Origin of the sequence: Duncaniella muricolitica (assembly GCF_910574735.1) — a bacterium.
In the GTDB taxonomy this organism is placed as follows: domain Bacteria; phylum Bacteroidota; class Bacteroidia; order Bacteroidales; family Muribaculaceae; genus Duncaniella; species Duncaniella muricolitica.
The window spans coordinates 1-11,141 of sequence record NZ_CAJTCF010000103.1 but is presented as its reverse complement, the minus strand read 5'-3'; the positions used below and the strand labels follow the sequence as shown (position 1 = coordinate 11,141).

At 46.9% G+C, this 11,141-nt stretch carries 13 protein-coding genes and 2 pseudogenes; 10 read left to right on the top strand and 5 right to left on the bottom strand.

All coding sequences use genetic code 11. The features are described 5' to 3' along the window. Positions 1 to 165: 165 nt before the first annotated feature. From QGT73_RS15915 to QGT73_RS15875, 9 genes and pseudogenes are all read left to right on the top strand, one after another. Positions 166 to 426, top strand: a pseudogene (locus QGT73_RS15915) (conjugative transposon protein TraK); the annotation flags it as partial. Between the two features lie 2 nt (positions 427 to 428). Next, the gene (locus tag QGT73_RS15910; protein WP_123400153.1) at positions 429 to 794 is read left to right on the top strand and encodes a TraL conjugative transposon family protein; all 366 of its coding nucleotides are present in this window, start codon (positions 429 to 431) and stop codon (positions 792 to 794) included. Then, the gene (traM, locus tag QGT73_RS15905) at positions 763 to 1,962 is read left to right on the top strand and encodes a conjugative transposon protein TraM (RefSeq protein ID WP_123400155.1); all 1,200 of its coding nucleotides are present in this window, start codon (positions 763 to 765) and stop codon (positions 1,960 to 1,962) included. The genes QGT73_RS15910 and traM overlap by 32 nt, the downstream gene beginning before the upstream one ends. A gap of 177 nt (positions 1,963 to 2,139) precedes the next feature. After that, positions 2,140 to 2,991 (top strand): annotated as a pseudogene (traN, locus tag QGT73_RS15900) (conjugative transposon protein TraN); the annotation flags it as partial. 2 nt (positions 2,992 to 2,993) lie between these two features. Further along, entirely contained in the window at positions 2,994 to 3,575 is a 582-nt protein-coding gene (locus tag QGT73_RS15895) for a conjugal transfer protein TraO (RefSeq protein WP_123400583.1), read from the top strand. Between the two features lie 5 nt (positions 3,576 to 3,580). Further along, positions 3,581 to 4,267 (top strand): hypothetical protein, encoded by a 687-nt coding sequence (locus QGT73_RS15890; RefSeq protein WP_148060929.1) that lies wholly within the window; start codon positions 3,581 to 3,583, stop codon positions 4,265 to 4,267. Next, positions 4,264 to 5,130, top strand: coding sequence for a toprim domain-containing protein (locus QGT73_RS15885; RefSeq protein WP_123475507.1), 867 nt, complete (start codon positions 4,264 to 4,266; stop codon positions 5,128 to 5,130). Before QGT73_RS15890 ends, QGT73_RS15885 begins: the two co-directional genes overlap by 4 nt. Positions 5,131 to 5,141: 11 nt before the next feature. Beyond that, entirely contained in the window at positions 5,142 to 5,672 is a 531-nt protein-coding gene (locus QGT73_RS15880) for a DUF3872 domain-containing protein (RefSeq protein WP_123400633.1), read from the top strand. Then, complete coding sequence (locus QGT73_RS15875; protein ID WP_123475505.1) at positions 5,669 to 6,157, top strand: lysozyme; 489 nt, start codon at positions 5,669 to 5,671, stop codon at positions 6,155 to 6,157. The genes QGT73_RS15880 and QGT73_RS15875 overlap by 4 nt, the downstream gene beginning before the upstream one ends. Positions 6,158 to 6,215: 58 nt before the next feature. Here the strand turns inward: QGT73_RS15875 and QGT73_RS15870 are convergent, their stop codons facing one another. The 5 genes from QGT73_RS15870 to QGT73_RS15850 form a co-directional block, all read right to left on the bottom strand. After that, positions 6,216 to 6,371, bottom strand: coding sequence for a hypothetical protein (locus tag QGT73_RS15870; RefSeq protein ID WP_160632018.1), 156 nt, complete (start codon positions 6,369 to 6,371; stop codon positions 6,216 to 6,218). Continuing rightward, positions 6,371 to 6,646, bottom strand: a complete 276-nt coding sequence (locus QGT73_RS15865; RefSeq protein ID WP_123400558.1) for an HU family DNA-binding protein — start codon at positions 6,644 to 6,646, stop codon at positions 6,371 to 6,373. Before QGT73_RS15865 ends, QGT73_RS15870 begins: the two co-directional genes overlap by 1 nt. Positions 6,647 to 6,817: 171 nt before the next feature. Next, a complete protein-coding gene (locus QGT73_RS15860) occupies positions 6,818 to 8,092 on the bottom strand; it encodes a PcfJ domain-containing protein (protein WP_123400556.1) in 1,275 nt (424 codons plus the stop codon). A 12-nt stretch (positions 8,093 to 8,104) separates the two neighbouring features. After that, positions 8,105 to 8,554 (bottom strand): PcfK-like family protein, encoded by a 450-nt coding sequence (locus tag QGT73_RS15855; RefSeq protein WP_123475503.1) that lies wholly within the window; start codon positions 8,552 to 8,554, stop codon positions 8,105 to 8,107. Positions 8,555 to 8,566: 12 nt separating this feature from the next. After that, the gene (locus QGT73_RS15850) at positions 8,567 to 8,779 is read right to left on the bottom strand and encodes a hypothetical protein (RefSeq protein ID WP_107681638.1); all 213 of its coding nucleotides are present in this window, start codon (positions 8,777 to 8,779) and stop codon (positions 8,567 to 8,569) included. Between the two features lie 778 nt (positions 8,780 to 9,557). Between QGT73_RS15850 and QGT73_RS15845 the strand changes: the two genes are divergently transcribed. Next, on the top strand, positions 9,558 to 10,769 hold the full coding sequence (locus QGT73_RS15845; protein ID WP_123400551.1) for an ATP-binding protein: 1,212 nt from the start codon (positions 9,558 to 9,560) through the stop codon (positions 10,767 to 10,769). Positions 10,770 to 11,141: the final 372 nt, after the last annotated feature.

The following is an 11,141-nucleotide window of genomic DNA, read 5'->3' as shown; positions in this document are numbered from 1 at the left end:
TCATCAAGCCATATGTCATATGCCTGTTCTGTACGTTCGAAGCGCACCATCTCAAACAGTTCGTCCAGCCCCTGGGGCAAGAACATCCAGAATGCTTCCGATGTTTTCATACCGCAAATTTAACAATTTTCTGAAAATTACATGCACCGGAATTTCGGCTTGAGCCACTATAACCGCATCATTGCGGGGAATATAAACCAAGTGGTGCAGGTTGACAGCGTGGTATGCGATTTCAACAATTACCCCTACACCGCCAAGACCTATGCCAGACAGATGATTATCCGTGAGTCGAATGTTACCCAGCGCACACTGGTGACAACGTGTCGCCTTTCAAACGTGTCGCGCTCTGACGACAATCCCAACGGATTTATCATCGAAGGTTTCAATATCCTTGAGAACAAGGATATAATCACTACTAAACGATAATTATGACGAAAAATAAATCTCCTCTCGCCCGGCTCATTGATTGGGTCTGGCGGGAGCCAAAAGGGAGAGTCTGCGCAAAACTGAAACAGGTCTGCGACGATATGCCCCACAAGCAAAGGCTGATGGTCGTGACCGTACTGCTCTCGGCTTTCGTGCTGATTGCCTTCTTCGTGTTCGGCCACGCCTGCTACAAAATCGGAGCAAAGAACGCCGTCTTCCAATATGAGGTAGAGCATATCCGTGGTATCGACATCCCTGCTTTGGATTCAGTCTCTAAAAAGACCGTCGATTATACAGAAATAAAGATCGACCTCCCCGAACTAAAAGATTCTGCCTATGACGATACAGGAGTGGAAAGCGAAGATTAACTCATACTTCCAGCCCAAGACTACTGCGGAGCGTCAGAAGATGATGAAATATCTCGTGGTATTCCCTGCCGCTATCCTTTCAGGTGTGGTAATTCTGTGGCTGCTGTATTCCAGTCTGAACAAGGAAGATGCCAAGACGGGCAATGCTTTCAACACCGAGATACCGGCCGGCGAAAGCGAGAAAATAGGCACAAAGGTTCAGGAATACGAGGCTGCTGATGCAGCCAAGAAAAAACAGGTACGGATTGATGTTGTCGCGTCACTTGACACAATCGCGACTTCTTCATCTCTCGATACTGTTGCTGAATCATCAGCCATTGAGGGTTCTGTTTCGCAGTACCAGCAGGTACAGGCTTCTATTCAGGATTTCTATGTGCCTGACTATAGCCAGACTGAGCAGGTGGCAGAGTTGCAGGCTCGGATTGAGGAACTGGAGGCTCAGAATGTAATGGTCACGCAACAGGCACAGCAGCCGGACGAGATGGAAATGCTTGAACGTTCATATCAGCTTGCCGCCCAATATATGGGCAACGGCAATGGCGGGAACTATCCGCCTCCCCGGCAATCCGAGGAAAAAGGCAAACGGAATGTGCAGCCGGTGACTCAGGTAAATCGCAGTGTGGTTTCTTCGCTCAGTGCGTCATCTGACCGTGGCTTCAACACCTCTGTCGGAAGGAAAACCTCTGTTGCCAAGAATACTATCGCGGCTGTTGTGGCAAACGACCAGAGTGTGATTAACGGACAGTCGGTTAAACTCCGGCTTACCGAACCGATGTGGGTCGGCAATGCCCTGATACCCCGGAACACTCCTCTTGTCGGAGTGGCGAGATTACAGGGCGAGAGACTGGAGGTTGCCATTACATCAATTGAGGCAAACGGCTCTGTGTATGAGGTGGACTTAACGGTCTATGATTCCGACGGTCTGGAGGGTATCAATATCCCTAATTCTATGGAGTCTGACGCACTGCACGAGATCGGTGCCAATATGGGCTCCACTATGGGCAGTTCTATAAATCTGACCACGAATACCGGTGCGCAGATTGCATCGGATGTCGGTCGAGGACTTATCAACGGTGTCAGTCAGTATCTCAACAAGAAACTGCGTACTGTGAAAGTCCACCTTAAAGCCGGGTATCGGGTGATGATTCACCAACCCGAAGATGTCTAATATAATTTACTAATAATGAAAATAAAGACTATTATACTATCCGCTATTGCCGTTCTCGGCATGGCAACCCCTGTCTTCGCTAAATCGAAGACAACTGTCAATAACACCGATAATAACGTGTCGCCTGACACTGAACAGGTAGCCGAACACGACATGAACGTGTACGGTGAAAACTACACCGACGGCGACAAGTTTGACGGTCTGACCCGCAAGGTCGGCTTCGACCGCATGATTCCGCCTCACGCTCTCGAAGTGTGCTACGAAAAGACTACGCACATCATATTTCCTGCTGAAATCGTGTACGTTGACCTCGGCAATGAGAACCTTGTGGCAGGTCTCGCAGACGGAGCAAAGAACGTACTTCGAGTTAAATCAGCGTTTAAGCGTTTCAAAACTGAAACAAATCTGTCGGTGATTACCGATGATGGCTCTTACTATGTTTTCAACGTCAAATTTGCGAAAGAGCCTCTGCTTCTGAGCATTGAGATGACTGACTTTCTCCATGACGGCGAGGCTGTCAACCGTCCGAACAACGCTCAGGAGATATACCTCGAAAAGTTGGGGAGTGAATCACCTATGCTTGTCAAGTTGATTATGAAGTCAATCTACAAGCAGAACAAGCGCGAGATCAAGCATATCGGCTCGAAGCGTTTCGGGGTGCAGTTCCTGTTGAAATCCATCTACACCAACAATGGACTTCTCTATTTCCACACCGAACTGAAAAACACATCTAATATTCCTTTCGATGTCGATTATGTCAGCTTCAAGATTGTGGATAAGAAGGTTATCAAGCGTACCGCAATGCAGGAGCAGGTACTTGAACCACTCCGCGCCCAGAACTATGTGACTGTAGTACACGGAAAATCCTCTGAAAGAACGGTCTTCGCTCTGGAGAAATTCACCATTCCCGACGATAAGCAGCTCGTTATTGAGATTGCCGAGAAAGAAGGCGGCCGCCATCAGTCTTTCTTGGTCGAGAACGAGGATATTGTGAGAGCCAACGTAATTGACGAATTAAGCATACAGTAACTATGAGAAAAGCGATAATGATAATCGCTGCCATGCTCACCCTCTTCGGAGGGCGGGCAATGGCCCAGCGATGCCTCCCCGGAATGTCAGCGGTAGAAATCAAGGCTGACATGACAGACGGCTTTTATACCGGCAACTCCCGCGACTGCGGCTATTCTCTCGGAGTGTTCTATTCAGTTTATAAGGGGAGTGCCAATATTTGGAGCTTCGGCGGCGAGTATCTCCAGACCTATAAGCCCTACGGCGCGAAAGGTCGTATCTCGGTCGCGCAGTTTACAGGCGAGGTCGGCTACAATCTCCATCTGTTGAGCGACTACTCACAGACTTTTCACCTATACGGTGGCGTGTCGGCACTCGGTGGCTACGAAACAGTGAATTGGGGAAAGTCGGTTTTATCCGACGGTTCGACGCTCCATAACGGCGACAACTTCATCTATGGCGGTGCGCTTACATTACAGGCTGATTTCTACCTTTCAGACAAAATCGCCCTGACTGCCAACATCAAGGAGCGTTTCACCTTCGGTAGCGATGTGCAGATATTCCATACACAATATGGTGTCGGTGTCAAATTCATAATCGAGTAATGGCTATGAGATACACTGAAAAAGACATCGGCAATATTCCTCTTACAGAATTTATGGCGGCTCTTGGCGAGAAGCCTGTCAAATCCTTCGAGGATATGAAACTTTACTATGCACCGCAACGCGACGACCCTGAGCCGATGTTGGTTGTCAATACCTCCACCAACAAATGGTATGACTATTCCACAGACCAAAGCGGAGACATCATCGACCTTGCCGCCTTGAAAATGAATCCGACGCTCTATATGGACCCGCGTGACTTCATATTGAAATATATGAATGAGTATGAGCAAGGCAAGGAACTTTCGATAATGGCGCGTTGCCCGCAGCCTCCGACGGTTGTAGGCATTGATATAAAGAAGATGAAGCTCATAGACTTTATGAAAGCTCTCGGTCAGGAACACCCGGTTGCTGCCGATGGCAATCTGAGGATTTACAATGCTCCATACGATGCCAATCTCGGTCCGACAATGGTAATCAACACCGAAACAAATCTCTGGCGAGACACAAAGACCGGTGCATACGGCAGTATCTATGACCTCGCTTATGAACTGACAGGCTCGTGCAATATGTCGGAACTGAACCGATATATAGCCTCAGAAATGGCGGTTTTGGAAAAGTCCAAAGATAAGGAACAGAATACAGAACCGTCCAAGCAGGAACCTGACAAACCCCAACGGAAGATTCGCCTATGAACATCGACGACATTAGGAAAATCTCGCTTGTCGAGTTTCTCAATCAGTTGGGATATCAGCCTACCGGACGCGACAGCAAAGGTCTGTGGTTTTACGCCCCGTATCGCAGTGAGAGAAAACCGTCGTTCCATGTCAATCCTAACCGTCAGGTTTGGTTTGACTTCGGAACGGGCGCGGGTGGCGACATCTTCTCGCTTGCCGGAGAAATGTCCGGTGAAACGGACTTTTTAAGGCAAGCCGATTACATCGCGGAGAAGATGCGCCTCCCGGTCGCTAAACCTTATAAGCCAACGCCGTTTGTCGAAGAACCGACCTTTGAAAATGTCGAAGTGTCGCGTCTGGAGTCTCACGTGTTGCTGCGCTATCTCGCCGACAGAGGCATACCTAAGGAGATAGCCCAACGATACTGTGTACAGGTTGATTATGAACTGCATGGAAAGCGATATTACGCAGTAGGTTTCCGCAATAATGCCAATGGCTATGAGCTGCGCAATCCTTTCTTCAAAGGCTCGTATCCGCCTAAGCACATCACTATAATTGCCAACGGAAATGCCCGGTGCAACGTGTTTGAAGGCTTCATCGACTTCCTTTCAGCGGAATGCCTCGGCTATAATGATGGTTTCGACACTGTTGTGCTCAACTCTGTTTCCAATCTCCAGAAAGCGATACCTGCCCTCGGCGATTACACTGTAATCCAGTGCTATCTTGACAATGACACCGCCGGTCGCGCAGCACTCGCCAGACTCCAAAGGGAGTTCGGTAATAAAGTCACGGACAAGTCAGCACTCTATCCCAACCACAAGGATCTGAACGACTACCTTATGTCGCTCTATCCGAAAAAATCGAATAAAGTAAAACTCTGAATAATATGAATATGATTTTTGATAAAATAGGTGCTATCCGCATCACTCCCGCCCGCTTCTTCGGCTTCTGGGCAACCCTCTTCACTCTCGTCATCGCTCTCACTTCATGCTCCGACGACCTCGACGTGCAGCAGTCCTATCCCTTTACGGTGGAAGTCATGCCATACGGCGACAAAATCACCAAGGGCGAGACTGTCGAGCTGCGCTTCGAGATAAAGCCCGAAGGCAACTACACCAACACCCTCTATACCATCCGCTACTTCCAGTATGACGGCGAAGGCTCGCTCAAACTCGTTGATGGACCTGTGCTGGTCAACAACGACCGTCTTCTGCTCGAAAGCAAGACCTTCCGACTGAATTACACCGCAAAATCAGACCAGCAACATCGCTTTTTAGTGGTGGTCGAGGACAATTTCAATTCGACACCGTGGGAACAGACATTTGAGTTCAACGGTAACGACAGTGGCGACGATGACGGAGGCAAGACCCCCGGAACAATCGTCCCTGTCAATCCCGGAACAATAACACCGATTGCCCGATGAAAAAATTACTGATGTTCTTTATGGCTTTGCTGACCCTCGCGGCGGCAACGCCGGCAGCCAACGCAAAGCGGTCGATTATGGAGCTTCCGCTATTTGAGCGAGCAGTACTGATTATAAAGAAGTTTGAAACACTTCATAAGCCTAAACACTGGCCGACGATATGCTATGGTCATGTCGTTCAGCGGGGAGAACATTTCACACGCCGCCAGTACAGTGAACGGGAGGCTGATGCTCTTCTTCGCCGTGACTATGCCAAGTTTTGCGAGTTGTATAAAGAATATGGGCGTGACAAGTATATTCTTGCGGCTCTCGCTTATAACATTGGCCCCGGAGCCGTCAATAAAAGCAGCGTTCTGAAAAAGTTGAAACGCGGCGACCGCAACATCTTCAAGTCCTATACCTCCCACTGCCATTACAAAGGCAAGTGGCACTCCGGCCTTCACAAAAGGCGGCTTACGGAGCTTGCAATTCTTTACACACCATAAAATATGCCGCGATGCTATTCATTGAAACAAAATAGCATCGCGGCATTTGTATAGTTTATCAATCCCAGTCATTTAATGATTCGATATATTTATCGACATCAAGTATATGAACATACCTTTTACGATTTTCCAAACAAGTGGAACAATTACAGATTTCGGATTGAATATGGATTCCCTCAGTTGCAGGATTATCCTTTTCAATTTCTTCTTCCATTATTTTGCAATTTCTTCCTTGAAAGAATTGGCAGGCTTAAATGCCGGAATGTTATGAGCCGGAATAATCAGGGTGGTGTTCTTGCTGATGTTACGCGCGGTCTTCTCTGCTCTCTGCTTGACGATAAAGCTACCAAAGCCTCTGAGATATACGTTTTCACCATGTGCGAGACTGTCCTTCACAACGGTCATGAACTGTTCGATAACGGTAACAACTGCGGACTTGTCGATGCCGGTTGTCTTTGCGATTTCACTCGCTATTTCTGCCTTAGTCATTTTGTACTGCTTTGAATTTGATACGTTTTTACATTGCAAAATTACTAAAAAACGCTGAATTTCGGAACGAATTACCTGCACAACGCCGCCTTTTGGCGGCCGAAATTTTTGGCAAAATGAAGGTGACGGAGGTCTTATACTCCGCCACCTTCATCGCTGATATGGCACTGTCTATGCTCTTTTTCTCTCTGCTATCATCTTCTTGTTGGCGTTGATGATACCAGCTATCTGCTGGGTGTACTCACATATTTCATTGGCGAAGGCTCGGCATTGGATTATGTGGTAGTCGTCAAGCGAAATTTCGATGGTGGCTATCTGCTTGTTTCCGATGTAGGCGGTAAGTGTCAATGTATCCTCTTTAAGGTAATATTTGGCAGTACCGCAACAGATAGATTGTTTATCTCCGATTTTATAGTAATCATCGATGGTGTCGATTGAGTGGATTTCAATCTCTCCGTCAGTCATTTCCATTCCGAAGTAGCGGGATTTGAGTTCCTCGAACTTGGCTTTGTCCTTGATGGCTTGCTGACGTTCTTTCTCTCTCTGCTCCTTGATGCGCTGGCGATTGACCTTAGCCACATATTCATCGTGGGCTACTTTGAGGTTTTTGGGTGCTATCAGCGAGGGAGAATTGAGGTCTCTGCCCATACGCTCCAACATCTTGATATAGTCAAACCACATCTGCGGGTCTTTAACCTTGTAGCCGTTGCGCTTGGCTATCTTAATGGTGTTCCAATACTTGTCAATGTCTGACTTATAGGCTGGTCTTGCACAAAGGTATCGTAACAATCCTATCTCGTTGGCTTTCATCAGTGTCTCGGCTTTTGGGTTGGTCAGCAACTCTTGGAACATAGTCACGGGGTGGATATGGTGGACAGAGTTCTTGAACCCGTTGCGCTTGATGGTGTCAGTGACCTTGATGTGAGGATATACCCATTGGTCTGAAACGTACATATAAGCCTCCCCGTCATTTCTGATTTCAAGTGGTGCGCCGAATGCAAAGGTATCAACATAGCAACCGAGAGTACGAGGGATAGCGACAACGGTCTTATTGCCTTTGGGGTCAATGAAATACTGACCGATTTCAAGATAGGCAGGTTTCACCTTCATACCCTTGCGCATTTCAACCATCATCAGGAACATTCTGATTACCTGATAGTCTTCGATGGTGGTGATTACGTTGAAATAGGACTTTTCGCGGATAACACGCTCTTTTGTATCCTTGATTTCAATCTGAGTGCCACATTCGGGGCATAGACACATTCCGTTGCGTGTCTCCAGCCACTCGTGACCGCATTTCATACAGGTGCACATTCCGTTCTTCAACCTATAACCATAGTGATTGATGGTAGAGTTGAGTGCCCAATTCATTTGGGGAGTGGTGAGCGGGCGAAGTCGCCCACTCAGTTCCACTATATGCTGTTGTTTCTTATTGCGAGGTTTCATATCCTTGAAGTTTTAGAAGTCGAAAAGATTGGGTTGAACATTGATTTCTGCTCCGGCTTTGGGAGCGGTGGCGGTCGGCTTGGGTTGAGTCTTCGGAGCTGACTGCCGTCTGATTTCTCGGAGTTGCTCCTCCTTGTATTGCTCCATAGCCTGCTCTTTGAGTTCCTCCTTATCCTCATCGGAAAGTTCCGGCTTGGATACCACGATGTTGCAGTTGACTTTTCCGCCTTCCTCAATCTCATTCTCGTCGAAGTAGTGAACCAATATGTTCATCACGGTAGCGTCATCGACACAGCACAGACCGCTCTTCTGAATTTGTCCGCACAGATAGTTTACTGCGCCTTCCATACTCTTGGACGGGTTAGCCATCTTGATGGCGAATGTGGGTTCTGCGATGCAACGCTCTTGGAGCATCAGCTGCATAGCTGCGATTGCAGCGTTGTTGGATTTCATAGTAGCCATATCAGTGTTATATTAAAGGGTGAATAACCAAAAGATTATCATTATTGCGGTTATAATGGATATTACCCAGCCCGCACCTCGGATTACAGGTTTGACCATCGCCCACACCAGAGTTCCGATTATTACTCCGATGATGATAGCCACCACCTTTGCAACCTTTTTTATTTGGTTGAACCTGAGGCTTTGAGCTTCGCTTTGACCTTTTATGTGGCTGTTTGTTTTCATCGTTGCGACTTTTTTTTATTTGTATATCACCATCGGTTTTCGCTTGCTTGACACCTCAAAGGCGTGTGGTGAACAAAGGGGATGTTCGCCCTTTGACGGAAAAATACGAGTGCAAAATGAAGTATTCGCCGGAGCTTACGGAGGCAAATACCATTTTGTGTCTGGAGATTTTTCAGTCAAAAGGAAAAAGAATATCCCCGGCACCACACGTTAACTATTGGCAAGCAAGTTAAAATCGCTGTTGATTAGACAATAACAGGAGCCACGACTCCGGAACGGTGAAAACATACGGCTACATAATCGCTCTGAAATTTTCGTAATATTGAAATGTCTGTAAATAGAATTGTCCAGTCCCGGAAAGACGAGTCTGTGATATGCCCCCGACGAAGGAAGGAGGCACATCACTGTCTCGGCCCGTGGACTGCTGCTAACGGAGAGTGGCGCAACGACTCAAATAACGAATGATGGAGGCGGCGTAAGAACACGGAGTGGCAAATAGACTTGGCATGTACAGCGAAGCAACATGCTCAGGCTATCAGACACTCGGTGTTTAGCCGACTCTTCAATTCTGGCAATGCGGTCAGCGGTAGTGCCGGACTCGCTCCAAACGCCACTGACGGCATTGCCTCACCCCGGCAATGCCTCGCTTGCGACTGCCAAAGTCAAGCCGTCGCGCCTCTCGCAGTTTCCGGGTGATTTTGTAAGGTATAACAAATACAACTGCGAATTATCCCATTTTTGTTTGGTATGATTAACAAAATTCGTTACCTTTGCAGGTATGAAGATTATAGCAAGGCAACAGTATATTGAGCATATTCAGAAATTTATCGGCAAGGGGATGATAATCGCCCTTACCGGGCAGCGTCGTGTTGGCAAGAGTTATATAATCCGTCAACTCGTCACGGAGATTGAAGCCGGTAATCCGGATGCCAACATCATATATATCAATAAGGAAAAAACAAAGTATGCCGACATTAGAAATGCAGAAGATCTCTCGCGATACCTTGACGGCAAACTGAAAGAAGGTGCAGATAACTATCTGCTCATTGACGAGGTGCAGGATATAAATGGCTTTGAAAATGTACTCCGTAGCCTGAATGCCGACGAGGAGTGCCAGATTGTCGTGACCGGAAGTAACGCCAAGATGCTTTCGTCAGAGCTATCCACATACCTCGGCGGTCGATATATTGAGATTCATATCCTGAGTTTGTCATACCGGGAGTTCCTGACCTTTCACAACCTTAATGATTCAGATGACAGTCTTCTGAAATATCTCGGCTTCGGTGGTCTTCCTCACCTGTACCGTCTCGGACTTGAAAATGAGGATATGGTCTGGGAATATATCCAGAACATCTACAATACCATTGTTCTTAAAGATGTGGTGCAGCGGGAAGGACTTCGCAATGTGACACTATTTGAAAATCTGATGTCATACGTCAGCGACAACGCAGGTCAACTTGTTTCGGCCACGTCATTGTCCAAATATCTCAAATCACAGCGGGTGGAACTGACCCCGTTGTCTGCGATAAACTATCTTAAAGCCGCCTCAAACGCTTACATCATCAATAAGGTGTCGAGATACGACATACATGGAAAACGTTTGTTGGAGACCAACGATAAATACTATTTCGAGGACTTGGGTTTGCGCAATATGCTTGCCGGGCAAAACCGCACAGGCGACATAGAGAAGGTAATAGAAAATGCAGTCTATCTTCACCTTAAAAATCTTGGATACAAGATCAGCGTAGGAACACTTCCCAATGGTGAAATTGATTTCGTTGTCGAAAAAGGCGGCACATCAGTCTATATACAGGTGGCTTATCTCATCGCTGACGACAAGACAATGGAGCGGGAGTTCGGAAATCTGCTGAAGATACAAGACAACTATCCCAAGTATGTCATATCCATGAATCCGATGTCACGTCCTCAGAACTACGAGGGTATAAAACATCTGACATTAAGACAGTTCCTGATGTCTGATAGCTTATAGCCAATAGCAGTTCATTTTATGAACTTTTAAGATGACTAATTTGGCACTATGGCAATTAATGATTAACTTTGCAAAAACGAAGATAAGAACGGCGTTGCAAAATGATGAAGTACAGAGGTGCCTCATCTGAGCCAATTCCGAACTTTAACATAGAGAATAAACTGCCCTACAATAAGTTACCTTGAAGTTCAAAGTACAAGTGGGACCACTACTATCAATCAAAAGTCGCTGAATTTCAGCGACTTTTCTTTTTGTCACTGATTTCAGTGGGTCAAGCCGAAATGGCGGTGCATATGTTAAATTTGGCAGTTAGAAGTGTTAAATTTTTAGGCGTAGAGTTTGACCAGTCGGAATATGAAGAAGTCTCGGTCC

Excerpts from the sequence above, each read along its gene's own strand:
- QGT73_RS15865 (WP_123400558.1), bottom strand. The coding sequence starts at position 6,646 with ATGACTAAGGCAGAAATAGCGAGTGAAATCGCAAAGACAACCGGCATC.
- QGT73_RS15895 (WP_123400583.1), top strand. The coding sequence starts at position 2,994 with ATGAGAAAAGCGATAATGATAATCGCTGCCATGCTCACCCTCTTCGGA.
- QGT73_RS15850 (WP_107681638.1), bottom strand. The coding sequence starts at position 8,779 with ATGAAAACAAACAGCCACATAAAAGGTCAAAGCGAAGCTCAAAGCCTC.
- QGT73_RS15910 (WP_123400153.1), top strand. The coding sequence starts at position 429 with ATGACGAAAAATAAATCTCCTCTCGCCCGGCTCATTGATTGGGTCTGG.
- QGT73_RS15875 (WP_123475505.1), top strand. The coding sequence starts at position 5,669 with ATGAAAAAATTACTGATGTTCTTTATGGCTTTGCTGACCCTCGCGGCG.
- QGT73_RS15890 (WP_148060929.1), top strand. The coding sequence starts at position 3,581 with ATGAGATACACTGAAAAAGACATCGGCAATATTCCTCTTACAGAATTT.
- QGT73_RS15860 (WP_123400556.1), bottom strand. The coding sequence starts at position 8,092 with ATGAAACCTCGCAATAAGAAACAACAGCATATAGTGGAACTGAGTGGG.
- traM (WP_123400155.1), top strand. The coding sequence starts at position 763 with ATGACGATACAGGAGTGGAAAGCGAAGATTAACTCATACTTCCAGCCC.
- QGT73_RS15855 (WP_123475503.1), bottom strand. The coding sequence starts at position 8,554 with ATGGCTACTATGAAATCCAACAACGCTGCAATCGCAGCTATGCAGCTG.
- QGT73_RS15885 (WP_123475507.1), top strand. The coding sequence starts at position 4,264 with ATGAACATCGACGACATTAGGAAAATCTCGCTTGTCGAGTTTCTCAAT.
- QGT73_RS15870 (WP_160632018.1), bottom strand. The coding sequence starts at position 6,371 with ATGGAAGAAGAAATTGAAAAGGATAATCCTGCAACTGAGGGAATCCAT.
- QGT73_RS15880 (WP_123400633.1), top strand. The coding sequence starts at position 5,142 with ATGATTTTTGATAAAATAGGTGCTATCCGCATCACTCCCGCCCGCTTC.
- QGT73_RS15845 (WP_123400551.1), top strand. The coding sequence starts at position 9,558 with ATGAAGATTATAGCAAGGCAACAGTATATTGAGCATATTCAGAAATTT.